This is a genomic window from Hydrogenophaga sp., assembly GCF_030373245.1.
GTDB lineage: Bacteria > Pseudomonadota > Gammaproteobacteria > Burkholderiales > Burkholderiaceae_C > Hydrogenophaga.
Window position 1 is genome coordinate 52,481 of sequence record NZ_JAUCZF010000006.1, and the last position, 26,270, is coordinate 78,750.

Below are 26,270 nucleotides of genomic sequence, written 5' to 3' on the forward strand. Positions count from 1 at the left end.
GAGACCCAGATCAGGCCACCAGTCTCCAGGCCAGCGGCTCGCCTGAACGCAAGGGTTTGAGCTCGGCTTCGCCGAACGTGAAGCTCTCGGGCGGCGTCCAGCTTTCGCGCTTCAGCGTCACGCTGCCGCTGTTGCGCGGTAGACCGTAAAAATCGGCGCCGAAGAAGCTGGCAAAGCCTTCGAGCTTGTCGATGGCACCCACGGCATCGAAGGCCTCGGCATACATCTCCAGCGCGGCGTGAGCGGTATAGCAGCCGGCGCAGCCAGTGGCGTGCTCTTTCAGGTGGGCCGGATGCGGCGCGCTGTCGGTACCCAGGAAGAACTTCGGGCTGCCGCCAGTGGCGGCGGCCACCAGCGCCTGGCGATGGGTTTCGCGCTTGAGCACCGGCAGGCAGTAGTAGTGAGGTCGGATGCCGCCAGTGAACAGGGCGTTGCGGTTGTAGAGCAGGTGGTGGGCGGTGATGGTGGCCGCCAGGAAGCGGTCTCCACCAGCCACATACTGCGCTGCCTCTTTCGTGGTGATGTGCTCCATCACGATCTTGAGCTCGGGGAAGTCCTTGCGCAGAGGCTGGAGCTGCTGCTCGATGAACACGGCCTCGCGATCAAACAGGTCGATGTCGGGGCTGGTCACTTCGCCATGCACCAGCAGCAGCACGCCGGCGCGCTGCATGGCCTCCAGCGTCTTGTAGGTCTTGCGGATGTCGGTCACACCCGCGTCGCTGTTGGTGGTGGCGCCCGCAGGGTAGAGCTTCACAGCGACCACACCGGCTTCCTTCGCACGGGCGATTTCGTCGGCCGGCAGGTTGTCGGTGAGATACAGCGTCATGAGCGGCTCAAAGACCATCACTTCGGGCACCGCAGCCCGAATGCGGTCGCGGTAGGCCAGTGCCTGCGCCGCGGTAGTCACCGGCGGCTTGAGGTTGGGCATGATGATGGCGCGGCCAAACTGAGCGGCCGTGTGCGGCACCACGGTGCGCAGGGCCTCGCCGTCGCGCACATGCAGGTGCCAGTCGTCGGGGCGGGTGAGGGTGAGGGCGTTCGGGGCCAGGGTCGCGGCGGCAAGGGTGTTCATACCCCATTGTCGCAAAACCCGCCCCGCCGACAGCGGCGTCCAAGCCCGAGAAGGGTGGACGCACTTCGGTCGCTCAAGGCATGTTGGCAATCGGGTACTTCCCGAAATCGCGAAACAGGTGGATCGGTGGCCATTGAGCACGGCACCCTTGGACGGACGGGGACTCCGAACCACTTTTCGTCAATGGTCTGAACATCGGGGCTGTCAATCAGGCGGCGCGGTTCGTCGTTGATCAACTTGCGAAAAGCTTCTTCGCCATTGGGGTACAGGATGGCAAGCGGCTCGATGGTGAAAAACCGGCCCTCCCCCTTCACCGCCTTGGGGCCCGGGCGGCTGGCGGCCAGGTCGCAGAGCATCACTTCGTCCAGGGCGAAAGCATCAGCCTGTCCTTTCGACCCCATCTCCAGCGCCTGCAGATGATCCTCGCACTCCACGAGCTTAAACTTGAGGCGCTGCGCCGCATCGCGGTGACGGGCGTGGAACCTCGGGTGGAGACGAGCCGCTTGATGTCCGGGCTGTCGATCGAATCAATCCTGCTGCAAGCCTTGACCAGCAGGCGCACGCCCGCCATGCCGTGCGGGATGGCGAGGTTCACCTGTTCGCGACTTGCCGCGTTGTTGGTGGTGTAGCCGCATTCCGGCAAGGCCTGCGGCTTCTCTGCCGTCTCGATGCGGTTGGCCGAGGTCAGCGGCACCAAATCCGGTTGCAGCTTGCTCGCGCCAGAGGCAGCTGGATCGCTGCACCTGCCCGCCTGGCCTATCGAGGAACAAGCCAGGATCCGACGTATCCCGATGGGCGATGTTGAGTCGAGCGTCGCGTCTCCCCATCCCGGCAGCGGTCTGGCTCAGGGCACCATTACAAACCTTGCCTGGGTCAACACCGCTGTTTTTTCGATTCAGGGTGGCAGCTTGATGAACACTCCGTTGGATTGCGCCGTGCAGTGTCAGACACTTCGCGCCGGCTTCCACCGCCCACAGACGACCACCGAAGAACCGTGCAGCGTGTGGAATGCTTCAGCCGGCCGAGCCCAGGCGCGTCTGAAGGTCTTGCCAGAACTTCTCGAGCGCCCGCTTGGCCTTGCGGGCATTGGGTCGCTCGCGATAAATGCGGATATCCAGCGCCGTCTCCAGTCCATCGCCGGCCGAGACCAGCTTCTTGGCGCGCACATCCTTGCGCACTGCCGTGGCCGGCAGAAACGCGATGCCGTGTCCTTCCAGCGCCATGGCCTTGAGGCCCTCGGCCATGTCGGTCTCATAGATGCGATCCAGGTGCACCGGAATCGGGCTCTGTTTCACCAACTGCTCCACCGCACGCCCCAGATAAGCGCCAGGCGCATAGGCCAGATAAGGCACCGGCTGGCCCGGCTGCCCAGGCAACGCGTACATCGGACCGCCCTGCGCATTGGGTTTCACATAGGGCGCGAGGATTTCACGGCCGAGGGGCAGCATCTCGTAACGATCGATATCAAGCTGGATGGGCTGACCCGCATGGTGGTAGGCGATGAGCAGGTCACAACTGCCCTCGACCAAGCGCATCACCGCGTCGTGTACGTTGAGCGCGATCAGCCGAGTCTTGGTCGGGCCGCAGGTTTCGCGCAGGCCCGACAGCCAGGTGGGGAAAAACGTGAAGGCCAGCGAGTGCGGCACGGCGAACTCGATCACGTCCTGCGCCGCCGCCGTGTGAGCGCGCAGCGTGGCGCGGGTGACCTGCAGAGCCTGCAGCATCTCCAGCGCCTGCTCGTGCAGGGTCTGGCCTGCCGGCGTGAGGCGCGTGGGGTAAGAGGATCGGTCCACCAGATCGGTGCCGGCCCAGGCCTCCAGCGATTGGATGCGTCGCGAGAACGCGGGCTGAGTGACGTGGCGCAGCTGCGCCGACCGGCTGAAACTGCGCGTCTCGGCCAGGCTCACAAAATCTTCCAGCCATTTGGTTTCCATGACCCACCCCCGCGTCGCGCTGCGCGCGCCACCCCTCAAAGGGGAGACACTGTCCGCCCGGCAAAGCCGGTTCGGGGGTGTCATGGCACGAATCTCCGCTCCGAAGAGGATTCTCCTTTCTATTCTTGGCTCACTTGTTGCAAGGCCCACATTTCAGCATAGGCGCCACCAGGCCGGGCCACCAGGTCGGCGTGCCGGCCGCGCTCGACGATATCGCCGTTGACGAGTACCAGGATTTCGTGGGCGTCGACCACGGTGGACAGGCGGTGGGCGATGACCAGCGAGGTTTTGTTGCGTGCTGCGCTGCGCAGCTCGGCCTGGATGGCGCGCTCATTGGCCGAGTCCAGGGCCGAGGTGGCTTCGTCGAAGATCACGATCGGCGGGTTTTTCAGCAGCGTGCGCGCAATCGCCACCCGCTGTTTTTCACCCCCCGAGAGCTTGAGGCCACGCTCGCCCACTGGCGTGGCGTAGCCCTTGGGCAGGCGCTCGATGAAGCCGTGGATGTGGGCGGCCCTGGCCGCCTCCACGGCCGCGTCGTGCCCTGCATCGGGCCGACCATAAAGGATGTTGTATTCAATCGTGTCGTTGAACAGCACCGTGTCCTGCGGCACGATACCGATCGCCTGACGCACACTGGCCTGGGTGACATGGCGGATGTCCAACCCGTTGATGGTGATGCGGCCGAAATCGTCGCTGACTTGCTCGGAATTCGGAAGCCCGGAACCAGAACCCGTTTCGCCGTCGGGCCGCCCCAGGGCGAAACCACCCCCATGGGGGGCAGCGACCCGCGCAGCGGCGGAGCGCGTGGGCTCCCCATTCGTCACGTCATAAAAGCGGTACAGCAAGCGCGCCAGCGTCGATTTTCCCGAACCTGAAGGCCCGACCACCGCCACCGTTTTGCCCGCTGGAATTTCGAAGCTCACGCCGTGCAGGATCTCTCGTGCCGGCTCGTAGCCAAAGCGCACGTTCTCGAAACGCACCGCCGGAGGACCATCGAGCACCAGGTCGGTAGCACCGGGCAGGTCAGCGATTTCGCGCTCCTTTTCCAGAAGGACAAACATCTTGTCCAGATCGGTCAGGCTTTGCTTGATCTCACGGTAGAGCACGCCGAGAAAACCCAGCGGGATGTAGAGCTGGATCATGAAGGCGTTGATCATGACCAGATCGCCCAGCGTGAGGTCGCCGGCCACCACGCCCTGGGTGGCGCGCCAGAGCATGAGCACCAGGGCAGTGGCGATCACCAGCTGCTGTCCAGCGTTGAGCATGGACAGCGTGGTCTGGCTCTTGATGCGCGCGCGGCGCAGCTTCTCCAGCGCCTCGTCGTAGCGCCGCGCCTCGAAGGTCTCGTTGTTGAAGTACTTGACGGTTTCGTAGTTCAGCAGCGAGTCGATGGCGCGCGTCTGGCTGGCCGACTCCAGCTCGTTCATCTCGCGCCGGAAACGGGTGCGCCACTCGGTCACGATCACCGTGAAGGTGACGTAGAGCACCAGCGCCACCAGGGTGATCCAGACATACCCCATGTCGAACTGCGTGCCCAGCAGCGCCAGCACCATGGCGACCTCGATCAGCGTGGGAACGATGCTGTAGAGCGAATACGAGATGAGCGACTGCACGCCACGCGTGCCGCGCTCTATGTCGCGCGTCATGCCACCGGTCTGTCGGTCGAGGTGAAAACGCAGGCTCAGCGCGTGCAGGTGGCCAAACACCTCCAGCGCAATGCTCCGGGTGGCGCCCTCGGTGGCCTTGGCGAACACCAGCTCCCGCAGCTCGGTGAAGATGGCAGTGGACAGGCGCAGACCTCCATAGGCCAGCAACAGGCCCAACGGCACCACCAGCAAGGCCTCGACACTGCCGGGTTTGATGGTCATGGCGTCGACCAGCTGCTTGAGCAGCAGCGGCACACTCACGTTGGCCATCTTCGCCGCGACCATGAAACTCAGCGCGATCACCACGCGCCATTTGTATTGCCACAGGTAGGGCAGCAGACGCCGAAGCGTGGCCCAGTCGGATCCACGGGCAGTGGCCGCCTGCCCGTTGGGCGAGGCGGTGGCAGCTGTGGCGTGGGGTAGGGAGGTGGCGGAAGTGGAGGAAGACGGGCGCATGCAGGACAATCGCGGTTTGCATCAAGATTGTGCCCATGTCCGTCGAATCAAGCTCCCCCGCCCAAAGTACCCTGCCCGTCGACCGGGAGCTGGTGCTCAAGGTCATTCCCATGCCCGCCGACTGCAACGCCAACGGCGACATCTTCGGTGGCTGGGTCATGGCCCAGGTCGATCTCGCGGGCTCGGTACTGCCAGCGCGCCACGTACAGGGGCGCATGGCCACGGTCGCGGTGAACCAGTTCGTGTTCAAGCACCCGGTGCGCGTGGGCGACATCCTGAGTTTCTTCGCGCACATCGAGCGCATCGGCAACACGTCGATCACGGTGCAGGTGGAGGTGTACGCCGAACGCTTTCGGGCTCAGGGCCAGTACGTCAAGGTCACCGAGGCCAGCCTGACCTACGTGGCGATCGACGACCAAGGCAAGCCTCGCGTCATTCCCCGCTGAGACTGCGCGCGCGGGTTGATACGGGCGGCGCGTCGAAGGCCTGTCGCCGAGCCTTCAGAACCGGCCGTGACGCCCATGCCCGGCCGAGAAACGCACAGCACCTTCCAGAGCGTCGGGGATGCGCTCTCGGCCGCGCTGCCACTCCTGCTGCAAGGCTTCGCCCAGTGGCAAATCCCATTGCGCGTACGCGCTCTCACGGTCGGCGCGCATCGTGGCCTGCGGGAAGGCAGCGAGTTGCTGGGCAAGGGTGATGGCCGCTTCGCGCACGGTGCCAGTGGGCACCACGCGGTTGGCCAGGCCCATCTGCAACGCCTCGGGCGCCTCGACCTTGCGCCCGGTGAGGATGAGGTCCATGGCATGCCCCATGCCGATCAGGCGCGGCAGGCGCACGGTTCCGCCGTCGATCAGCGGCACACCAAAGCGCCGGCAGTAGATGCCGAAGTAGGCATCGGCCTCCATCAAGCGCAAATCGCACCAGAGGGCCAGCTCCATGCCGCCCGCCACCGCGGCGCCACTGACGGCGGCGATCACCGGTTTGCGCAGGCGCAGGCGCGACGGACCCATGGGACCCATTGCACGGGCGTCGTCAACGTCGAAGTCCAGCCCGCTCAAGGTCTGGTCATCGCCCGATGCCGCCAGGCGGGCGCCGTGCTGTAGATCCCACCCGGAACAGAAGTGCCCATGCGCGCCGTGGAACACCGCGACCCGCGCGTCCTTATCGTCCTCGAAGGCCAGAAAGGCCGTGTGCAGCGCCTCTGCGGTCTCGCGGTCGACCGCGTTGCGAACGGTCGGGCGCGAAAGCGTCACCACGTGCACGTGTTCCAGGCGCTCGACCGTGACCGCGCTCATTCAGGCCACCAGCCGACGCGCGGGGCGCTCAAGGCCTGATCCAGCTCGGCCTGCGTGACCTCGATTTCCATCCTCAGCAACGCACCGGCCATGGCCTTGCCCAGGTTGTCCAGCCGCAGGTTGCGCGCGCCGCCACCTTGCAGTGCGCCCTTGAGGACGAGTTTGATTGCGAAGATGTTGGGCAAGGCCCAGCGCTCGACCTCCCCGGCCAACCAGGGTGCGAAGTGCGCCTGCACGCGAGCAGCGGTGACTTCGCGCTCGATGAGCCGATAGCCTTCGGTGTTCCAGGCAAACAGGCCGAAGTCCACCCAGTCGGCCTTGTCGCCGCTGCGGGCGTGGGCGATGCGGGCCAAGGGGATGCGGATTCGGCTCATTATTCCGATTCACCGACGAATTGCACCGTCACGCCGGCCTCGACATCCGCGCGCGGCACCAGCGTAGGCCAGATCCCGAGCAGCTCGCTGGTGTTGTGCAACCCGTTGAAGCCGCAGGTGTAGGCCGGCCCGCTCAACGCGAGCCAGGGAAAGAGGCGGCCAAAACCTTCGGCGGCGGCTTTCACCGGCGTGCGCAAGACCATGCGCGTCCAGACTTCGTTCAACCCTTTGAGTGCGGCGGGTTCGGGCAAGGGCGCCAGCGCGCCGTGCGCCGAATTCAGACCCGGGTACTCCACGAACAGCTCGTCGTGCGGGATGCGTTTTTCGCGCAGCATGCTGCGCACGGTTGCCTGCGCCGCTTGCGCCTTGTCCCAGGCGTCAGGCCAGGAAAAGCCCCAGGTGACTTCGGCCTTGAAACCGTCACGAAACCCCGCCACCACCTTGAGCTGCTCACTTGGTGGCTGGCCGCGTGCCCCGGTGAGGCGCACGCGGTCGTGACCTTCGTCGTGCAGGGTGACGGCGCCCATGTCCAGCACCACATCGGGCGAGTGGTAAGCGTGCGGGTTGTGCACCTCGTAGAGCAGTTGCTGGCGCACGGTGTCGAAATTCACCCGCCCGCCGGTATCGGGCGCTTTGGTGATCAGCGCCGTGCCGTCCTGGTAGACCTCGGCGATCGGGTAGCCGATGTGGGCCAGATCGGGAATGCGCTGCCAGGCTTCCTGGCTGCCGAAATTGCCACCACTGCCTTGCCCCGAACACTCCAGCAGGTGGCCGACCGTGAGGCCCTGCGCCAGGCGGTCGAGATCCCTGGAGGTTGTTGCCCCGGCAAGCGTCCAGCCCAGGCTGTGCACGATGGGGCCGAGGAACAGAGCGGCGTCGGCCACGCGACCGGTGATGACGATCTCGGCCCCGCCGTCCAGAGCACGCACGATGGGTGCAGCGCCCAGGTAGGCGTTGGCGAACACCAGCCGCTCGCGCACGCCAGCCACCGGCTCGCCGGTGAACAGGTGGGGAAAGTCCGTGGCGGACACATCGGCTTGCATCAGCTGCGGCAATACATCGTCGCCCCCCACCACCGCCACCCGGGCCCGCCAGCCTTTGGCCTCAAACGCCGCCAGCAAGGCCTGAGCCGCACCCGCCGGATTGAGTCCCCCCGCATTGCAAACGAAGCGCACCCCCCGCTCGCGCATCAGCGGCCAGAGCCGCAGCAGCATGGGCACCAGATCGCGTGCATAGCCCAGATCTGGATCCCGCTGCCGGTCTTTCTGCAAGATCGCCAGGGTGAGTTCGGCCAGGTGGTCGCTGGCGATGAATTGCACGCCACCGCGATCGATGCTGGCGGCCACCGGCTCCCAGTTGTCACCGTAAAAACCCAGGCCAGCGCCGATGCGAACCGATTGCATAGGCAGAACTATCGTTGGCACCTCGGTGACTCGTGATCGGGACAACCCCTAGCGCCAGTCTCATACAAGACAGCTATAACTTCTGCAGGTCAATTCGAGCGACACGGTCTGCAGCAGGAACGGCGGGCGCCATCAAGACAAAACGACAGGAGACACCCGCGTGCAATTGCTGCAACTGCTCATCGACGGCGTCTCCCAGGGCTGCATTTACGGACTCATTGCCCTGGGTTTCGTGCTGATCTACAAGGCCACCGAAACGGTGAGCTTTGCCCAGGGCGATCTGATGATGGTCGGCGCCTTCGGCGGCCTGGCCCTGATGACATTCATGGGCCTGCCGTACTGGATCTCGGTCCCCGCCACCATCATCGGCATGGCGCTGTTTGGCGTCGGCGTCGAACGGGTGGTGGTGCGACCCATCCTGGGCCAGCCAGCATTCTCCATCGTCATGCTCACCATCGGCGTGGGCTTTGTGCTGCGCGGCGTGATCACCATGGTGCCCGACATCGGCACCGACACCCACACCCTGCCCGTGCCCTACGCGGGCGGCGTGTTGCGCCTCGGTGGACTGGTGATCTCGGCCGAGCAGACGGTGGTGATCGCCTCCACCGCCCTGCTCTGCGCGGCGCTCTACGCCATGTTTCGCTACAGCAAGCTGGGCATCGCCATGCAGGCCGCCTCGCAAAACCAGCTCGCCGCCTACTACATGGGTATTCCGGTCAAGCGCATCAACGGACTGGTGTGGGGTCTGGCGGCAGCGGTCGCAGCCATCGCCGGCCTGCTGCTCGCGCCCATCACCTTTGTGCACGCCAACATGGGCTTCATCGGTCTCAAGGCCTTTCCGGCCGCGGTGGTCGGCGGCTTCGGCAGCCTGCCCGGCGCCATCGTCGGCGGCCTGGTGATCGGCATCGTCGAATCGGTAGCGGGCTTCTACCTGCCCGAAGGCTTCAAGGACATTGCGCCCTACATCGTGGTGCTGCTGATGCTGGTGCTCAAACCGAATGGCCTCTTCGGCGAAAAACTCAGGAAGAAGGTATGAGCAGCTTGGCCCACCCCCGCGCCGCGCTTGCAGCGCGTCACCCCTTCGAGGGGGCGCCACTGGCGATCCGGCAAAGCGGGCTCCGCGCTGGCCTGGAAACGAACCCCGCCCGCCGAACGACCTGTCGGCAAATCGAGCTGCGCTGCGGCTTCTGACAAAAGGCACCGAGCCACATGCGGTTTATTTTCAAAACGGACTACAACCAGGACATCAAGCTCGCCAAGCATGGCGGTCATGTGTTCTGGTACGGGCTGCTGGTGCTGGGCCTGCTGGCCGCGCCCTGGCTGATTCAGGAATACTGGCTGGCGCAGCTCACTTTTGTGCTGATTTACGCCATCGTCGGTCTGGGGCTGATGCTGCTCGCCGGCTTTACCGGGCTGTTTTCGCTCGGGCATGCGGCCTTCCTCGGCGTGGGCGCCTACACGCAGGCGATCATGGTCAATTCCGGCATTCCGTTTCCGATTGCCATCGCCTGCGCCGGTCTTCTGTCGGCCGCCGTGGGCATGGTGGTTGGCCTGCCGGCCTTGCGCGTCAAGGGCATTTACCTCGGCATGGCGACGCTCGCGTTTGGCTTCATCGTCGAAGAAGGCATGGCGCGCTGGGAGTCGGTCACCGGTGGCAACGCAGGTCTGATGGTGAACTACCCCGCCATGTTCGGCTGGACGCTGGACAGCACCAACGAGTTCTATTTTCTCTGCCTGATCATCACCATCGGCGCCACGCTGGGCATCGTCAACCTGATGCGCTCCAGCACCGGGCGCGCGTTTGTGGCCATCCGAGACTCAGAAATTTCGGCCCAGAGCATGGGCATTCACCTGGCCCGGTACAAGACCCTGAGCTTCGCCATCTCCGCGGCGTTGGCCGGAATCGGGGGCGCGCTGTATGCCCACAAGATCCAGTTTCTCTCGCCCGAGCAGTTCAGCATCATCCAGTCGATCGATTTGCTGCTGATGGTCGTGATCGGCGGGCTGGGCTCGATCCACGGCGCGTTCCTGGGCGCGATCTTCCTGATCGTGATGCCGCAATTGATCGCCATCGCCAAGGACTTCCTGCCCACCGCCATCGGTCAGGCCACTGGTCTGCAAGGCACGGTCTATGGCCTGATGTTGATTGCCTTCGTGCTGTTCGAGCCCATGGGCCTGTACGGGCGATGGCTCAAGATCCGGACCTATCTCCAGCTGTTTCCGTTCTACCGCAAGGGCATGTTCAAGCGGCAAAAGAGCTTCCAGAAATCGGACCGCCTGAAATGACCCACCCCCGCGTCGCTTCGCTCTACCCCCTCAAGGGGGCAATGCCTGCGGTCTGGCAAAGCCAGTCCCGCGGCATTCTGGGTCGAGACACTTCTCTTCGGAGTCGCCTGCATGAGTAACGACATCCTGCTCTCAGCAAAAAACCTCAGCGTGCGCTTTGGTGGCGTGCTGGCGGTGAACAACGTGAGCTTCGACGTGAAACGCGGCGAGGTGTTCACGCTGATCGGCCCCAACGGCGCGGGCAAGACCACGGTATTCAACCTGATCAGCCGCATCTACACGCCCACCACCGGCTCCATCGATTTCGCTGGGCCGCAAGGCATGCTGCGCCTGACCGATCAGCCGCCGCACCAGATCGCCAGCCTGGGCATCGCGCGGACCTTCCAGAACATCGAGCTCTTTGAACACGCCACCGTTCTGCAAAATCTGCTGATCGGACGCCACACCCATCGCCGCACCGGCTTGTGGAGCGAGATCTTCTTCACGAGCAAGACCCGGGCTGCGGAGATCGAGGCCCGGGAAAAGGTGGAGCATGTGATCGAGCTGCTCGACCTTCAGCATCACCGTGAATCGATGGTGGCCGGTCTGCCGTATGGTGTGCGCAAGGTGGTGGAGCTGGCACGCGCGCTGTGCACAGAGCCGCAACTGCTGCTGCTGGACGAGCCGTCCTCTGGGCTGAATGTGGAGGAAACCGACGACATGGCGTTCTGGATCACCGACATCAAGAACGAGCTCGGCATCACGGTACTCATGGTTGAGCACGACATGAGCCTGGTGTCCAAGGTGTCTGACCGGGTGCTGGCCATGAGCATGGGCGAAGAACTGGCCACCGGGTCGCCGTCGGAAGTGCAGTCGCATCCGGGCGTGATCGAAGCCTACCTCGGCTCGGTGGACGATGTGTCCAACCTGCGCCGCGAAAACCACAAGGTGGCTGCATGAGAAACACAAAGCCGTCCCAGGTTTCGAACGCCCCCATGGGGGGCAGCGCCGTCTGCGCGGCAACCAGCTTGGGGGCAGCATGAGCGTGGCCACCACCGACGAGCCAGTACTCAGGCTGCTCAACGTCGAAAGCTCTTACGGTCCGATCAAGGCCATTCGGGGAGTCAGTCTGCAGGTGCGCCGCGGCGAGATCGCCACGGTGCTGGGCTCCAACGGCGCGGGCAAGACCACCATCCTGAAGACCATCAGCGGCATCATCGATCCACGCAAAGGGTCGATCGATTTCAAGGGCGAGAACATCACCGCCAAGGATCCCGCCTTCATCGTGCAACAAGGTCTGTCGCACGTACCCGAAGGGCGCGAGGTGTTTCCGCTGCTTTCGGTGCGCGACAACCTGCTGATGGGCGCCTACACACGCAAGGACCGCGATGGCGTGGCGCGCGACATGGAATCGGTGTTTGCCTACTTTCCCATCCTGCGCGAGCGCGCTGCGCAAGACGCCGGCCTGCTCTCGGGCGGCCAACAACAGATGCTCGCCATCAGCCGGGCGCTCATGGCCAACCCCGACCTGATCCTGCTTGACGAGCCCAGCCTGGGCCTGAGCCCGAAGCTGACCAAGGAAATCTTCGAGATCGTGGTGCGCATCAACCGCGAGCGCGGCACCACCATCCTGCTGGTCGAACAAAACGCCAACATGGCGCTCAACGCGTCCGACTACGGCTATGTGCTGGAGAACGGCCGCATCGTCATGGAAGACACCTGCGCCCACCTGCGCGAGAAGGACGACATCAAGGAGTTCTACCTGGGCATGAAGGAAGAAGGCGTGCGCGCTGACCGGCGCTGGAAAAAGAAGAAGAACTGGAGGTAGATGTGACTCCCCCCGCAGCGCTTCGCGCTACCCCCCAGGGGGCGGCACTGGTCACCCGGCAAAGCCGGTTCCACGGTGCCCTGGACCGCGTCTTCTCACGCGCACCACACTTGGCTTCGGCGTTGGACATCTAGCATGAGCACTCTCTGGGATCTTTCCGGTATCCAGCCTAGGACTGACATCGTCCTGCCTGGCGAAACCATTCCTGCCTTGTTCTGGAACGGTGTGAAAGCGCGCGGGCCCCAGGTCTGGATGCGGCAGAAGGACTACGGCATCTGGCGCAGCTGGAGCTGGGACCAGACGGGTGAGGCCGTGCGGGAAATCGCCAACGGCTTGATCGCTCTCGGGTTTGCAGAGCGCGAAACCGCGTCCATCCTGTCCAATACCACCATCGAGTGGGTCTTGTGCGATCTGGCGGTGCTCAGTGCCAACGGTGTGTCCAACGGCATCTACCCCACCGATGCGGCCGAGCAGGTGCAGTACCTGTGCGAGGACTCGGGCACCACGGTGCTGTTTGTCGAAGACGACGAGCAGCTCGACAAGGCACTCGCCGTGCGCGAGCAACTGCCCCGCCTGCGCAAGATCATCGTGGGCGACATGGAAGGTCTGCGTGAGCTGAACGACCCGCAGGTGATGAGCCTGGACGCGCTGCGCGAGCTCGGTCGCCAACACGCTCGCACCCACCCGCAAGCGCTGGAGACGCGCATTGCGGCGAGCAGGCCAGAAGACCTGGCGATCCTGGTCTACACCTCGGGCACCACCGGACGACCCAAGGGCGCAATGCACAGCCATGAGGGTCTGGTCTACACCGTGCGCGGCTACAACACGCTGATTGCGCGCGATGAGAACGACGAGTGCATGTGTTTCCTGCCGCTGTGCCACATTGCCGAGCGCATGGGCGGCGAGTATTTTTCGCTCTACACCGGCGCCAGACTCAACTTCGTGGAGAACCCCGAGACGGTCCCCGAAAACGTGCGCGAGATCGCACCCACCGTGTTCACCGCCGTGCCGCGCGTGTGGGAGAAGTTTTATTCCGGGGTGATGATTTCGCTCAAGGAAGCGGGTGCGCTGCAGCAGGCCGCGTATGCCTGGGCCATCGGCATTGGTCAGCGCGTGGCCGATCTGGTGATGGCGAAGCAGCCGGTACCGGGTTCGCTCAGGCTGCAATTCCACTTCGCGCGACTGCTGGTGCTCAACAACGTGCGCAAGCTGATCGGCATCCACCGCGCGCGCTTTCTCGTCACCGGCGCAGCACCCATTTCGCCCGATCTGGTGCGCTGGTACCTGGCGCTGGGTGTGCCCATGCTGGAAGTCTGGGGCATGACCGAGACCTGCGGCGCCTCCACGGGGATCCCGGCCGAGCGCATCAAGCCCGGCTCGATTGGCCCGGCGGCGCAATACAACGAAGTCCGGCTGGACCCGGTCACCAGCGAAATCCAGGTGCGCGGCAAGAACGTGTTCATGGGATACCTGAACCTGCCAGAAAAAACCGCCGAGACCATCAGCGCCGACGGCTGGCTGCACACGGGCGATGTGGGTGTGGTCGATGAGGAAGGGTTTTTCCGCATCACCGACCGCATGAAAGACATCATCATCACCGCAGGGGGCAAGAACATCACGCCCAGCGAGCTGGAGAACGAGCTCAAGTTCTCCCCCTACGTGACCGACGCGGTCGTGATCGGCGACAAGCGGCCCTACCTCACCGTGATCATCATGATCGACCAGGAAAACGTGGAGAAGTACGCGCAGGACCACGATGTGCCCTTCTCCAACTACGCAAGCCTGACACGAGCACCCGAGGTGCAGGCGCTGATCCAGACCGAGATTGACCGGGTCAACAAGAAGTTTGCCCGGGTCGAACAGATCAAGAAGTTCTTCCTGCTCGACACCCAGCTTTCGGCCGAAGACGAAGAACTCACCCCCACCATGAAGCTCAAACGCCAGCTGGTGCAGAAGAAATACGCCGAGCAGATCGACGCCATGTACCGCTGAAGTCAGAAACCAGTTTTTCCCCACCACCCAGGAGACAACCCCCATGAAAATTTCCCTGAGCCTGATCGGCGCCGCCTTGGCGCTCACCACCGGCGCTGCCCTGGCGCAGTCCCAGGGTGTGAGCAAGAACGAAATCGTGCTGGGCTCGATCCAGGACCTGTCGGGACCGATCGCCGGTTTTGGCAAACAGATCCGCAACGGCATGATGCTGCGCGTGGACGAAGCCAACGAACAAGGCGGCGTGAACGGCCGCAAGATCCGGCTGCTGGTGGAAGATTCCAAGTACGACCCCCGCAATGCGGTGCTCGCTGCGCAAAAACTCGTCAACCAGGAGAAGATCTTTGCCATGGTGGGCCACCTCGGTACCGCGCAAAACATGGCCGCCATGCCGGTGCAATTCCAGAAGAACGTGATCAACTTCTTCCCGGTGACCGCAGCGCGCCAGATGTACGACCCGTTTCACAAGCTGAAGTACGCCTTTGCTGCGCCCTACTACGACCAGATGCGCGTGGGTGTACCCAAGCTGGCCAAGGAAAAAGGTGCCAAGAAGGTCTGTGCGATGTACCAGGACGACGAGTTCGGCCTGGAAGTCTTGCGGGGCGCTGAAGAAGGCCTCAAGGCCGCGGGCATGGCCATGGCAGAGACCACCAGCTTCAAGCGAGGTGCCACCGACTTTTCATCCCAGATGCAGAAGCTGGCGGCAGAAAAGTGCGACTTCGTGGTGATGGGCACCATCATCCGCGAGACCATCGGCGGCATCGCCACAGCCAAGCGCCTGGGCTTCAATCCCACCTTCCTGGGCTCCAGCGCTTCGTACACCGACCTGATCCACAAGCTGGGTGGCCCAGCCATGAACGGTTTCTACTCCACCATGGCGACGCAGCATCCCTACGCCGACGATCCTTCGCAGAACATCCGCTTCTGGGCCAACAAGTACCAGACCAAGTTCAGCGAAGAACCCACCGTCTTCTCTGTCTATGGCTACCAGCTGGTCGACGCGTTTCTCAAGGCCGCGGGCAAGGCGGGCAACAACCTGACCACCGAGAGCTTCATCAAGGCCATGGACACCATGGTGATTCCACCCGACATGTTCGGTACCGCAGAGATGACCTTCAGCCCCACCAAGCGCCTGGGCAGCGATGCCACCCGCATGTCCCAGATCCAGGACGGCAAGTGGAAGGTGGTTTCGGACTACATGAACACCAAGTGATCTGCCGCGCCGCCTGATCGATCAGGCCTGGCACAAAAGCCGCCATTGCCCCGTGCGATGGCGGCTTTTTCTTTGACCTGGGCTACCCACCTGCACCAACATGCCGCCATGAACGCCACCACCGCTGCCCTCCTGGCCGACGCCCTGCTCGTCCTGCATGTGGGCGTGGTGCTGTTCGTGGTCGGCCTGCTGCCGCTGATCCTGATCGGTGGTGCGCTGGGCTGGCGATGGGTGCGCAACGTCAGATTGCGACTCACCCACCTTGCCCTGATGGTCTTCATTGCGGCCCAGGCCTGGCTCGGCCAGCTGTGTCCACTCACCGTCTGGGAGCAGGACCTGCGCCGCCTCGCGGGCGAGACGGCCTACCGCGAAAGCTTCATCGAACACTGGCTCTCGCGCCTGCTGTATTGGGAAGCCCCGTGGTGGGTGTTCGTGGCGGCGTACACGGGGTTTGCGGTGCTGGTGGCAGCCGCCTGGAGATGGGTCAGGCCCAGGCCATGAGCTGGGTCATGGCTGGCACCAGCTGATGCCGGTCGCGCGAAACCGATCGAACCCGGTGGGCACATCGGATGAAGATCGGTACGCGGAAGACCTCAGTCGATCGCTCTTAGGCAGGGCACGAGCGCCGAGCGCGGTGAGATCCCGTCAGCTCAGGTGCTTGCCCACCAGCCCGGTCATCTCGAACATGGTGACTTCATCTTTTCCGAAAACCGCCTTGAGCTTGGCGTCCGCCAAGATGTTTCGCTTGTTTTTCGGATTCTGAAGATTGTTGGCCTTGATGTACTCCCACATCAGCTTCACAACTTCGGTGCGGGGTTGCGGCGCTGCACCGATCACAGCGGCCAGCTCGGCACTGGGAGTGAGGGCACGATTGAATGCGGTTTGCTTCTTGGCAGTGGTCATTTGAAACTTACTGGTTAAAAGCCCGATTCTAGGGCGTGCTTTCGATCGCCCTGGAATCACGTGCCGACGAGCCATCGATTCAGAGCGCTTCTTGTCCGCTACAGCGGCGTGTTGGATGACCGCCATAGGGGCGATTACGTCAATCAACAGCCATCAGCACGCCGCGCCTCGACCTCGAATCGGTTGTCCCAGTAGGCATCACGCCCACACAGCCACTGCCAGAGGCTGGAGCCGAGGTAAGCAGGCAGGAACAGCGGCCCCCAGCGCTCATACTGAGCCACGTGCACCCGCTCATGCGCACGCCACTGATCAAGCGACGCCTGATCGACCGCCAGCACCACATGGTCGAGCGTGATGGCAGCAAACGGAAGCCGCCATGCGCCCTGGCGCGGGAAACGGCCGGTGTCAGCCAGCGCAAGCTCCAGCACACCATGGACCCGCTGCGGGCGAGCCCCGCCCAGCCACCAGGCCGCGCCGAGCACCAAGCCCAGCAGCGTGTAAGGCGATGCCCAGGCCAGTCGCAGTACCCGCAACAGGCGGGACGTGGGTGCCGGCGCAGCCGGGGCGCGAGGCACCATTGCCCTCAGGAAACGATGTAGGCGCCTGCGCCGGTGGACAGCAGCTTGCCGTCTGCGGCCAGGAACTCCATGCGGGTGGAGGCCACGCGCGAGCCCAGGCGCATGACCTCGGCGCGCAGTTCGAAGTGGTCACTGATGGCGGGGCGCAGGTAATCGATGCGCAAGTCGATGGTGCCGAGTTTGCCGAAGCGATGCAGGCGCTGCACGGGGGGCTCGTTCATGTGGCGCGCACCGATGGCGGCCATGCAGGCCAGGCCACCCATGGCGTCCAGGCAGGCGCTGATGACGCCGCCGTGGATGCGGTTGTGGCTGTAGTGACCGACCAGCTCGGGCTTCATGTTGATGCGCGCGGTCACCTTGTCGGGCTTGATGGCGGTGATCTTCAAGCCCAGCACTTGGTTGAACACAATTTTTTCTTCAAACAGTTGTCTGAGCGCGTCGACAAACTCCGTCTCGAATGCATCGGGGGTGATTGGGGCGGTCGCGGTGGTTGGGGTCATAGGTTCCATTGTCGTGCGGCGAGTTCTTTCATGATTTCTTCAGCTCCGCCACCGATCATCATGACCTTCACCTCGCGGTACACGCGCTCGCTCACGGTGCCGCGCATGAAGCCCATGCCGCCGAGCATCTGCACCGCCGCGTCGGCGCAAAACTGCATGGTCTGGGTGGCGTGGTTCTTGAGCAGGCAGACGTTGGCGACCCAGTCACTGTTAGCCCCCACGCTCCCCTGCTGCGCAAGGGTCTCTGCCCCCCAAGGGGGCTGTTCCGCCTTGGGGCGGCCCGGCGGCGGAACGCCCGCTTCGCCCGCATCCGCTCGGGCACCCAGCGCGTCGACCCAGGCCTGGGTGGACTGGATGCGCATCTGCATGTCCATGAGTTTGTGGCGGATCACCTGGCGTTCGATCAGTGGCACGCCGAAGGTCTGGCGCTGGCGCACCCAGTCCAGCGCCTCGTCATAGCAGGCCTGTGCGAAGCCCAGAGCGATCGCGCTCATCGCCAGGCGCTCGCCATTGAAGTTGGCCATGATCATGCGAAAGCCCGCGCCCTCCTCGCCCAGCCGGAGAGCCACCGGCACCCTCACGTTGTCAAACCGCAGATGGGCGGTGTCGGAGCACAGCCAGCCCATCTTGTCGAGGCGAGTGCGCGAGATGCCCGGCGTGTCGCAGGGCACGAGCAGCAGAGAGATGCCCGTCGCGCCTTTGCTTTGTTCACCGGTTCTCACCGCGAGCGTGAGCCAGTCGCAGCGCATCCCGGAGGTGATGAAAACTTTTTCACCATTCACCACGTAGTGGTCGCCATCGAGCTTCGCGGTGGTGCGCAGGCTGGCCACATCCGATCCGCCACCGGGCTCGGTGATGCCCAGCGCCGCAATCGCTTCACCGCGCAACACAGTCGGCACCACCCGGGCCTGCAGCTCGGCGGTTCCATGCGCCATCAGCGGCGGCAAGCCGATGTTGTGCGAAAACAGGCTGGCCATGAAGCCGCCGCTGCCTCCCACGCGCGACAGCGTCTGCATCACCGCGTTGCGAACCGACCAGGGGGCCGGCGTGCCGCCCAGCGCTTCCGGGTAGCCCAGGCCCAGCAGGCCCAGATCCGCAGCCTGGCGGTAAATCGACCGCGGGAACTCGCCAGCGGCCTCCCAGGCGGGCACTTGGGGTGCCACCACCTCGCGCGCAAAACGCGCCACCATTGACAGCAGCGCGCGCTGGTCTTCAGCGGTGAAAACAGGTGTGTCGGTCGGGATCATGAGGTGATCTCAGTGGTCAAGTCGCAGCAGAATTTGACCCGGCGCCACCTGCGCCCCCGCGGCCACCAGCACCTCGGCCACCACGCCATCGCGCGGCGCGCACAAGACGTGCTCCAGCTTCATGGATTCGATCACCAGCAGCGGTTCGCCACGCGCCACCTGCTGACCAGCGGCTGCGTGCACCGCGAGCAGCTTGCCGTTGAACGGCGCTCGCAGCTCCCGGTGGGCATGCTCTGCACCACCCGCGACGGCAGGCGCGTGGCTCAGGTCCGCCAGCCAGACCTCCCGCTCCGCAAGCTGCAGGTGCCAGCGCCGATCGTCCACCAGCACCGCATGGGTCCAGACGTCCACGCCATCCAGCGTGATGCGCCTGCCCGATGCGCCGCCGGCCTGAACCGTGGCCCGGTGCACCGATCCGTCTTCCGTCGTCAGCTGAACCTGGCCTGCACCGAGCTCCAGAACCGACCCCACCGTGGTCTCGCCATCGGCCCAGGCCATGCGCAGCGAGCGCGGATACGGGCAAGGCAATGCCGCCGACGGCGCTGCCTGGGCAAAATACACGGCCAGCGCAGCGGCCGCGCGCAAGGCTGGATCGCGCAGCACCAGGCCTTCGCGCAGCTCGTCACCGTGTTGGGCGAGAAAGTCGATGCGCGCGTGGCCGGCACGAAATACCGGATGGTGCAGGCAGGCCGCAAGCAAGGCGCGGTTGGTGTGCAGCCCGAGCACGCGGGTGTCGCGCAAGCCCTGGAGCAGGCGATCGATCGCCGCTTCCCGAGAGGTGCCGTGGGCAATCACCTTGCCCAGCATGGCGTCGTAATGCGGCGTGATCTCCGTGCCCGAGGCCAGCGCGTGGTCAAGACGCAGGCTGGCGCTCTCGACCGGTGGTTGCCAGTGAAGGATCTCTCCGGTGTGCGGCATGAAATGCTCGTCTTCGGCACACAGGCGCACCTCGATGGCATGTCCATGCAACCGCAGCTGCTCTTGCGCCCATGGCAGCGGTTCGCCCCGCGCCACGCGCAGCTGCCACTCGACCAGATCCAGCCCGGTCAACATTTCAGTGACAGGATGCTCGACCTGCAGGCGAGTGTTCATCTCCATGAGGAAGAAATGGGGCCCCCACGCTCCGCCGCTTCGCGGGTCGCTGCCCCGGGAACTGGGCGGAACCAGATCCCTTCCCGGTTCTGGGGCTGTTTCGCCTTGAGGCGGCCCGGCGGCGAAACCTGCCGCATCCTCGTCGAGCAGAAACTCCACCGTCCCGGCCCCCACGTAGCCCGCAGCCTGCGCCAGCGTGACCGCGCAGCGCCCCAGCTCGGCACGCAGCTCGGGCGAGACCGCCGGGCTCGGCGACTCTTCGATGATCTTCTGGTGCCGTCGCTGCACCGAGCAGTCGCGCTCGCCGAGGTGGATGCAGTGGCCGTGGGCGTCGGCAAACACCTGCACCTCCACATGGCGCGGGCGCAACAGCGCACGCTCCAGCAGCAGATCACCACAGCCAAAACCCGACAGCGCTTCCGAGCGCGCGCTCTTGAGCGCAGGCAGCAACTGCGTCCACTCGGTCACCAACCTCATGCCACGACCACCGCCACCCGCCACCGCCTTCACCATCAAGGGCAAGCCGATGCGCTGAGCCTCGGCCTGCAGGCGATCTTCGTCTTGCGCCTCACCGTGGTAGCCCGGCAGGCAGGGCACGCCGTTCGCCAGCGCCAGTTGCTTGGCGGCGGCCTTGCTGCCCAGCGCCCTGATGGCCGAGGCTGGCGGACCCACCCAGATCAGACCAGCGTCCGTGACCGCCTGAGCGAACTCGGCACGCTCGCTCAGGAAGCCGTAGCCCGGATGCACCGCGTCCGCACCGCTCACGCGCGCTGCATCGAGCAGCTTGTCAATGCGCAGATACGTGTCTGCCGAAGCGTTGCTCCCCAGCGCCACTGCCGTGCCGGCGTCTCGCACGTGCAAGGCATCGCGATCCACGTCTGAATACACGGCCACCGTATCGATGCCCATGGCGTGAGCCGTCCGGATCACGCGGCGGGCAATTTCACCGCGATTGGCGATCAGCAGCTTTTTCATGGCTTGCCGTGATCCACCCAGGGTGCGGGTCTTTTCTTGGCAAACGCGGCCAGACCATCCCGGGCCTCGGGGCCGCGCAATGCGCTGGCAAAAGCGATGGCGGCTTCGTCGCGCAGATCGGGTACGCGGCCGCGCATGCGCTGCAAAAGCTGCTTGGTGCTGGCCACAGCACCCGGCGCGGCGCGGCGCAGGCGCTGCAGCCGGTCTTCCAGAGCGGAGGCCAGATCGCCATCGGTCAGCTCATCCACCAGGCCCACGGCCATGGCCGCATCGGCCTTGAGGCTCAGGCCTTGCAACAGACATTGCCTCGCCACCCGGTCGCCCAGGCGCGCCGAGACAAAGGGCGCGATCTGCGCCGGCGGCAGGCCCAGGCTGACCTCGGGCGTGCCGAACACCGAACGCTCGGTGGCGATCACATGGTCGGCACAGCACACCAGACCAAAACCGCCTCCCATGGCCGCACCGTCCACCGCGCAAACCAGCAACTGGGGCAGTTCACACAACGCGTGCAGCACATCGCCAAACGCCCGGTTGGCCGCCACCAGCGGATCGCTCTCGCCCGGGGCCAGGGGTTGGCCAATGGCGCTGGAAAAATGGCCCAGACTGCCGCCCGCACAAAACGCACCGCTCGCGCCGGTGAGCACAATCAGGCGCAGCGACTCATCCTGCTTGGCGCGCAAGCAGGCCTCAAACAGAGCCACCACCATCGCATCGCTCAAGGCGTTGCGCGTGGCCGGATCGCTGAGCGTCCAGCGCTCGGTGTCGCCGGTTCGTTCGATCAAGAGTTCGGCCATGGTCTTTCCTCATTTGCATTCGACAAGTCGGAGCGCAATGCCTTCAACCCAGAAATCCCGTGGAACCGGCTTCGCCGGGCCACAGGGATTGCCCCCCTGGAAGGGGGGTGACGCAAAGCGGCGCGGGGGGTCATCGATTCGCGATGCCCATTGTTTTGGCCAGAATACCCAGCATCACCTCATCGGCCCCGCCACCGATCGACGCCAGACGGCCATCCCGGAACATGCGCGAGACCTTGTTCTCCCAGGTGAAGCCCATGCCACCCCAGAACTGCAGGCAGGTATCGGGCACCAGGCGGTTGAGGCGGCCGGCCTTGAGCTTGGCCATGGTGGCCCACTCAGTCACATCCTCGCCCGCCACATAGTGTTCGCAGGCCTGGTAGGTGAGTGCGCGCAGCGTCTCCACCTCGGTCTTCATCTCAGCCAGCTTGAACTGCACCCACTGCTGGTCGGCCAGCGTCGCACCAAAGAGCTTGCGCTCCTGCGCCCACTCCACCGTCCACTGGATACAGTTGCTCAGGCTCTGGATGCAACTGGCCGCGGCCCACAGCCGCTCTTCCTGGAACTGCTGCATCTGGTAGATGAAGCCTGCGCCTTCCTGACCGATGCGGTAGCGCTGCGGCACGCGCACCTCGTCGAAATAGATCAGTCCAGTGTCGCTGCTGTTCATGCCGATCTTGCGGATCTTCTGACCCACTTCGATGCCCTTGACCAACCGGCCGTGCTCGCGCATCGGTACCATGACCAGGCTCTTGTTCTTGTGCGTCGGTCCCTCGCTGGTGTTGACCAGCATGCACATCCAGTCGGCCTGCAAGCTGTTGGTGATCCACATCTTCTGGCCGGAGATCACGTAGTCGTCACCGTCCTTCCTGGCGAACGACTTGATGCCCGAGACATCGCTGCCGGCGCTGGGTTCGGAGACGCCGATGCAGCCCACCGCGTCGCCCGCGATGGCTGGCGCCAGGAACTGCTCACACAGCTCAGGGCTGCCAAAGCGCGCCAGCGCGGGCGAACACATGTCGGTCTGCACACCAATGGCCATGGGCACGCCGCCGCAGTGGATGTGACCCAGCGCCTCGGCCATGGCCACGCTGTAGGAGTAGTCGAGACCCGCGCCACCATAGGCCTCGGGCTTGGTCAGGCCAAGCAGGCCGAGCTGGCCCATCTGCTTGAAGACCTCGTGTGCCGGGAAGATCTCAGCGGCCTCCCAATCGTCCACATGGGGATTGATCTGGTCGTCGATGAAACGCTTGAGCGTGTTCTGGATTTCGCGGTGTTCGTGGGTGAATTGCATGGTTGTCTCCTGAGGTCCGTCCTATCAAGTTGGGGACAGAGCCAAGGGGCGCTTCGCGCGTCCTTGGGTCTGTCCCGCAAGGTCTCACATACGTGCCACCGAAAACTGCATGGGCCTGGCCTGTCGGGCAGCGGCCTCGGCGCAGGTATCCAGACAGAAGCTGAGAACAGCGCGCGTGTCGCGCGGGTCGATCACGCCATCGTCCAGCACCAGGCCGCTGGTGAAGAAGGCGTCGGACTGGTCGTCAAACACCTGAACGATCTGGTCAAACTGCGCCTGCATCTGAAGCGGGTCGGGTGCGATACCTTTGCGCTTCATGCCGGCCTCGGCCACGATCTGCATGGTGCGCGCGGCCTGCTCGCCGCCCATCACCGCGGTTTTGGCGTTGGGCCAGCTGAAGAGGAAGCGAGGCGCGTAGCCGCGTCCACACATACCGTAATTGCCCGCGCCAAACGAGGCGCCGCACTGGATGGTGAGCTGCGGCACATTAGCGCTGGTCACGGCCTGAATCATCTTGCTGCCGTGCTTGATCATGCCGGCCTGCTCGCTCTCTTTTCCGACCATGTAGCCGGTGGTGTTCTGCAGGTAGATCAGCGGATGGCCGAGCTGGCACATCCACTGAATGAAGTGCGTGGCCTTGTTGGCGCCAGCCACATCGATCGGGCCGTTGTTGCTGACGATGCCCACCGCGTGGCCGCCAATGCGCGCCTGCACACACAGCGTGGCTGCGCCATACAGCGGCTTGAATTCGAGCAGCTCGGAAGCATCGACCAGGCGCGCCACGATTTCGCGCATGTCCACCGGCTCACGGTGGTGGGTTGGCATGAGAGCCAGCAGATCGTCCGCAGGCAGCGCGGGCGATGGCGCGGCTGCGCGCGCGGGCAGTGCCCAACCGGTGCGTTGAACCACCTCGCGCGCGATGCCCAGCGCCTGCCGGTCGTCTTCAGCGAGGCACTCGCCCAGGCCCGAGATGCTGGTGTGCATCTCGGCGCCACCCAGTTCTTCTTCGGTGGCCACCTCGCCCGTGGCCGCCATCAGCAGGGGCGGGCCAGCGAGGAAAGCGCGGGACCGGCTGCGCACCATGATGACCACGTCGGAAAGCCCCGGCATGTAGGCGCCGCCTGCCGTGCCCGAGCCGTGCTGCACCGTGATCACCGGCAGGCCGGCGGCCGACAGGCGCGCCAGGTTGCGGAACAGCGCGCCGCCGAGCACGAAGCCCTCGACCCTGTATTTGGTGAGGTTGGCGCCTGCGCTCTCCACCAGGTGCACAAACGGCAGCCGGTTTTCCAGCGCCATCTCCTGCACCCGCAGAATTTTCTCCAGTCCGCGCGGCTGAATGGCACCCGCCTCGATGCCCGAGTCGCTGGCCACCACCATGCAACGCACGCCGCCCACGAAACCGATTCCCGCGAGGATGCCGCCACCCGGCACCGATTTCTCGGGGTCTTTGCTGTCCTGCAGAAACCCGGCCAGCGAACACAGCGGCAAAAATGGCGCACCGGCGTCGAGCAGCAAGCCGATGCGCTCGCGCGGCAGAAGCTGACCGCGCTTGTCGAACACGGGCATGGACTTCGCCGAGGCCTGCGCGGCGCGGTCTTCGAGTGCGCGCAGCTGCGCGATTCGGGCCAGCATGGTCGAGCGGCGATGCTGCGCTGCTTCGCTCTGAGCGTTGAACGCAGAGTTGAACCGGCTCATGAAAACACCTTGGGTGTGACCGCGCGATGGAAGCCGTCAAACGGTTTCACCGCGTCGCGCGCCTGGGCCTCGGCGCTCGCCGCCACTTGCCCCCAGCCCAGACGCACCTGAGGCCGTGCGCCGTCCACCCGCAACACCGAGCCGCTGATGAAACTGGCCGCGGGCGAGAGCAGGAACACGATGGCAGCCGATGTTTCGGCCTCGTTGCCGAAGCGCCCGGCCGGCACGGTGTCGCGCATCGCGCGCAAATGGGGGCCGGCTTCAGCGGGGTAGTGGTCCATACCGCTGGACGCGATGTAGCCTGGCGCCACCGCATTCACCCGTACGCCGCTCTTCGCCCATTCCAGCGCCGCGGTCTCGGTGAAGCTCACCATGCCCGCGCGCGCCGCGCCGCTGTGGCCCATGCCCGGCATGGAGCCCCACATGTCGGCCACGATGTTGACCACCGCGCCACCCCTCGCCTGCATGGTTTGCAGGTAACACTCGCGCGCCACCAGGAAACCGCCAGTGAGGTTGGTGTCGATCACGGCCTGCCAGCCCTTGGCGCTGATCTTTTCCAGAGGCGTCATGTACTGGCCGCCGGCGTTGTTCACCAGGCCATCGATGCGGCCGTGTGCGTCCAGCACCGCGGTCACCATGGCGCGCACCGTTTCTTCCCGTCGGATGTCGCACACCTGCACACCCGCGCGCCCGCCATCGGCTTCGATTTCGGCCAGGGTGGTCTGCAGCTTGTCGGGGTTGCGCCCCACGAGCACCGCGGTTGCTCCCAGGCTGGCAAGCTCGTGCGCGGTGCAGCGGCCAATGCCCGAGCCGCCGCCGGTGATGACGATCACCCGGCCCGCAAACAGGCCAGGTGCAAAAACGGAGCGGTAGCGGGCAGCAGACTCGGCACTCATTCGGGGTCCTTGAGAAACAGACGCAAGGCAGTGGTGGTGAGGTCGTCCAGCGTGGCACGGTGACGGCCGCGGCCGGCCCGCGCGGGTGGTGGCTGGTACCACTGCACGGCCCAGTTCAGCGCACCGAAAATCATGAGCCGCGCCAGCACAGGATCGCCTGCCAGCTGACCACTGGCGTGCAGCGCCGAAAGCACCGGCACCCAGGCAGCTTCATAGGCGTCTTTGAGCGCGGTCACTTCACCGACCTGCTCGGGCGCCAGTCGCCTCCATTCGTACAGCATCACCGGGATGAAATCGCTGTCGGGCCCGAGCAGCACCTCAAAGTGGTTGCGAACCAGCGCTGACAGCCGCTCGCGCGGGGTCGCCTGCGCGGGCAGCAGCGTGATCGCCGCCGTCTGACGCGCCAGCGCGCTGCGCATGCCTTCGCGCATCACCGCCGCCAGCAGCGCCTGCTTGTTCTCGAAGTGGTAGAAGGGCGAACCCGATCGCATGCCGGTCGCGCTGGCGATGTCGCGGGTGCTGGTGGCGTCGAAGCCCTGCTGGCGGAACAGTCTCGCCGCGGTCGCCAGCAGCGCCAGTCGACGGTTGCCGTCGTCACGCTCTTCGGCGGTCTTGCGCGGCCGCCCGCGCGGTCGAACTGCGGCCGCAGGGAGCATGTCGTCAACGGGGCTGGCGCTGGTCATGAGGGGGACAATAGCAGGCCAGTCTATTTTCAGCAAGCAATTGCTTGGCGAAAATAAATGGGCGCTGTCCCGCGTCTGACAACACGCCGCGTTCGCAGGGTCACGTGCCTACCGCGCGGGCGACGCATGTGCGAGGAT

General features: G+C 64.9%; 26 protein-coding genes. 8 read left to right on the forward strand and 18 right to left on the reverse strand.

Features of this window, described 5'->3' with window-relative positions; translation table 11 throughout:
• Positions 1-10: 10 nt before the first annotated feature.
• The 5 genes from pyrC to QUV25_RS14220 all read right to left on the reverse strand — a co-directional run bounded on the left by pyrC (position 11) and on the right by QUV25_RS14220 (position 5,108).
• Positions 11-1,072, reverse strand: a complete 1,062-nt coding sequence (gene pyrC, locus QUV25_RS14200; RefSeq protein ID WP_300864898.1) for a dihydroorotase — start codon at positions 1,070-1,072, stop codon at positions 11-13.
• Positions 1,069-1,473, reverse strand: a complete 405-nt coding sequence (locus QUV25_RS14205) for a transporter substrate-binding domain-containing protein (protein WP_300864899.1) — start codon at positions 1,471-1,473, stop codon at positions 1,069-1,071. Before QUV25_RS14205 ends, pyrC begins: the two co-directional genes overlap by 4 nt.
• The gene (locus QUV25_RS14210) at positions 1,428-1,769 is read right to left on the reverse strand and encodes a hypothetical protein (protein WP_300864900.1); all 342 of its coding nucleotides are present in this window, start codon (positions 1,767-1,769) and stop codon (positions 1,428-1,430) included. Before QUV25_RS14210 ends, QUV25_RS14205 begins: the two co-directional genes overlap by 46 nt.
• A gap of 316 nt (positions 1,770-2,085) precedes the next feature.
• On the reverse strand, positions 2,086-3,006 hold the full coding sequence (locus QUV25_RS14215; RefSeq protein ID WP_300864901.1) for a LysR family transcriptional regulator: 921 nt from the start codon (positions 3,004-3,006) through the stop codon (positions 2,086-2,088).
• Positions 3,007-3,125: 119 nt separating this feature from the next.
• On the reverse strand, positions 3,126-5,108 hold the full coding sequence (locus QUV25_RS14220; protein WP_300864902.1) for an ABC transporter ATP-binding protein/permease: 1,983 nt from the start codon (positions 5,106-5,108) through the stop codon (positions 3,126-3,128).
• 35 nt (positions 5,109-5,143) lie between these two features.
• Here QUV25_RS14220 and QUV25_RS14225 point away from each other — a divergent pair, with 35 nt between their 5' ends.
• Positions 5,144-5,554, forward strand: coding sequence for an acyl-CoA thioesterase (locus QUV25_RS14225; RefSeq protein ID WP_300864903.1), 411 nt, complete (start codon positions 5,144-5,146; stop codon positions 5,552-5,554).
• 54 nt (positions 5,555-5,608) lie between these two features.
• Here QUV25_RS14225 and QUV25_RS14230 read toward each other — a convergent pair whose 3' ends face one another.
• From QUV25_RS14230 to QUV25_RS14240, 3 genes are read right to left on the reverse strand one after another with little or no spacing between them, the layout of a single operon-like run.
• Entirely contained in the window at positions 5,609-6,403 is a 795-nt protein-coding gene (locus tag QUV25_RS14230) for a crotonase/enoyl-CoA hydratase family protein (RefSeq protein WP_300864904.1), read from the reverse strand.
• Entirely contained in the window at positions 6,400-6,777 is a 378-nt protein-coding gene (locus tag QUV25_RS14235; RefSeq protein WP_300864905.1) for a hypothetical protein, read from the reverse strand. The genes QUV25_RS14230 and QUV25_RS14235 overlap by 4 nt, the downstream gene beginning before the upstream one ends.
• On the reverse strand, positions 6,777-8,180 hold the full coding sequence (locus QUV25_RS14240) for an acyclic terpene utilization AtuA family protein (protein ID WP_300864906.1): 1,404 nt from the start codon (positions 8,178-8,180) through the stop codon (positions 6,777-6,779). Before QUV25_RS14240 ends, QUV25_RS14235 begins: the two co-directional genes overlap by 1 nt.
• A 160-nt stretch (positions 8,181-8,340) precedes the next feature.
• On the opposite strand from QUV25_RS14240, the gene QUV25_RS14245 reads away from it, so the two are divergent.
• The 7 genes from QUV25_RS14245 to QUV25_RS14275 all read left to right on the forward strand — a co-directional run bounded on the left by QUV25_RS14245 (position 8,341) and on the right by QUV25_RS14275 (position 15,976).
• A complete protein-coding gene (locus tag QUV25_RS14245) occupies positions 8,341-9,216 on the forward strand; it encodes a branched-chain amino acid ABC transporter permease (RefSeq protein ID WP_300864907.1) in 876 nt (291 codons plus the stop codon).
• A 173-nt stretch (positions 9,217-9,389) separates the two neighbouring features.
• Positions 9,390-10,466: a branched-chain amino acid ABC transporter permease gene (locus QUV25_RS14250; protein WP_300864908.1), complete on the forward strand. Its 1,077-nt coding sequence runs from the start codon at positions 9,390-9,392 to the stop codon at positions 10,464-10,466.
• A 111-nt stretch (positions 10,467-10,577) separates the two neighbouring features.
• Positions 10,578-11,405, forward strand: a complete 828-nt coding sequence (locus QUV25_RS14255) for an ABC transporter ATP-binding protein (RefSeq protein WP_300864909.1) — start codon at positions 10,578-10,580, stop codon at positions 11,403-11,405.
• A gap of 79 nt (positions 11,406-11,484) precedes the next feature.
• Complete coding sequence (locus tag QUV25_RS14260) at positions 11,485-12,273, forward strand: ABC transporter ATP-binding protein (protein ID WP_300864910.1); 789 nt, start codon at positions 11,485-11,487, stop codon at positions 12,271-12,273.
• Positions 12,274-12,408: 135 nt separating this feature from the next.
• The gene (locus QUV25_RS14265; protein ID WP_300864911.1) at positions 12,409-14,265 is read left to right on the forward strand and encodes a long-chain fatty acid--CoA ligase; all 1,857 of its coding nucleotides are present in this window, start codon (positions 12,409-12,411) and stop codon (positions 14,263-14,265) included.
• A gap of 43 nt (positions 14,266-14,308) precedes the next feature.
• Positions 14,309-15,475 carry an ABC transporter substrate-binding protein gene (locus tag QUV25_RS14270; protein ID WP_300864912.1) on the forward strand — a complete coding sequence of 389 codons (1,167 nt, stop codon included), beginning with the start codon at positions 14,309-14,311 and terminating at the stop codon, positions 15,473-15,475.
• A gap of 108 nt (positions 15,476-15,583) precedes the next feature.
• The gene (locus tag QUV25_RS14275; RefSeq protein WP_300864913.1) at positions 15,584-15,976 is read left to right on the forward strand and encodes a DUF2784 domain-containing protein; all 393 of its coding nucleotides are present in this window, start codon (positions 15,584-15,586) and stop codon (positions 15,974-15,976) included.
• Between the two features lie 144 nt (positions 15,977-16,120).
• Here QUV25_RS14275 and QUV25_RS14280 read toward each other — a convergent pair whose 3' ends face one another.
• From QUV25_RS14280 to QUV25_RS14325, 10 genes are all read right to left on the reverse strand, one after another.
• Positions 16,121-16,378, reverse strand: a complete 258-nt coding sequence (locus QUV25_RS14280; protein ID WP_300864914.1) for an SWIB/MDM2 domain-containing protein — start codon at positions 16,376-16,378, stop codon at positions 16,121-16,123.
• 143 nt (positions 16,379-16,521) lie between these two features.
• Positions 16,522-16,956 carry a signal peptide prediction gene (locus QUV25_RS14285; protein ID WP_300864915.1) on the reverse strand — a complete coding sequence of 145 codons (435 nt, stop codon included), beginning with the start codon at positions 16,954-16,956 and terminating at the stop codon, positions 16,522-16,524.
• A 5-nt stretch (positions 16,957-16,961) separates the two neighbouring features.
• Entirely contained in the window at positions 16,962-17,456 is a 495-nt protein-coding gene (locus QUV25_RS14290; RefSeq protein ID WP_300864917.1) for a thioesterase family protein, read from the reverse strand.
• Positions 17,453-18,703: an acyl-CoA dehydrogenase family protein gene (locus QUV25_RS14295; RefSeq protein ID WP_300864919.1), complete on the reverse strand. Its 1,251-nt coding sequence runs from the start codon at positions 18,701-18,703 to the stop codon at positions 17,453-17,455. Before QUV25_RS14295 ends, QUV25_RS14290 begins: the two co-directional genes overlap by 4 nt.
• Positions 18,704-18,712: 9 nt before the next feature.
• Positions 18,713-20,770, reverse strand: a complete 2,058-nt coding sequence (locus QUV25_RS14300; protein WP_300864921.1) for a biotin carboxylase N-terminal domain-containing protein — start codon at positions 20,768-20,770, stop codon at positions 18,713-18,715.
• Positions 20,767-21,564, reverse strand: a complete 798-nt coding sequence (locus QUV25_RS14305; protein WP_300864922.1) for an enoyl-CoA hydratase-related protein — start codon at positions 21,562-21,564, stop codon at positions 20,767-20,769. The genes QUV25_RS14300 and QUV25_RS14305 overlap by 4 nt, the downstream gene beginning before the upstream one ends.
• 130 nt (positions 21,565-21,694) lie before the next feature.
• Entirely contained in the window at positions 21,695-22,858 is a 1,164-nt protein-coding gene (locus tag QUV25_RS14310) for an acyl-CoA dehydrogenase family protein (protein WP_300864924.1), read from the reverse strand.
• 84 nt (positions 22,859-22,942) lie between these two features.
• Positions 22,943-24,553, reverse strand: coding sequence for a carboxyl transferase domain-containing protein (locus QUV25_RS14315; protein WP_300864925.1), 1,611 nt, complete (start codon positions 24,551-24,553; stop codon positions 22,943-22,945).
• Positions 24,550-25,449, reverse strand: a complete 900-nt coding sequence (locus QUV25_RS14320; RefSeq protein ID WP_300864926.1) for an SDR family oxidoreductase — start codon at positions 25,447-25,449, stop codon at positions 24,550-24,552. Before QUV25_RS14320 ends, QUV25_RS14315 begins: the two co-directional genes overlap by 4 nt.
• Positions 25,446-26,132, reverse strand: coding sequence for a TetR/AcrR family transcriptional regulator (locus QUV25_RS14325; protein ID WP_300864928.1), 687 nt, complete (start codon positions 26,130-26,132; stop codon positions 25,446-25,448). Before QUV25_RS14325 ends, QUV25_RS14320 begins: the two co-directional genes overlap by 4 nt.
• Positions 26,133-26,270 lie beyond the last annotated feature (138 nt).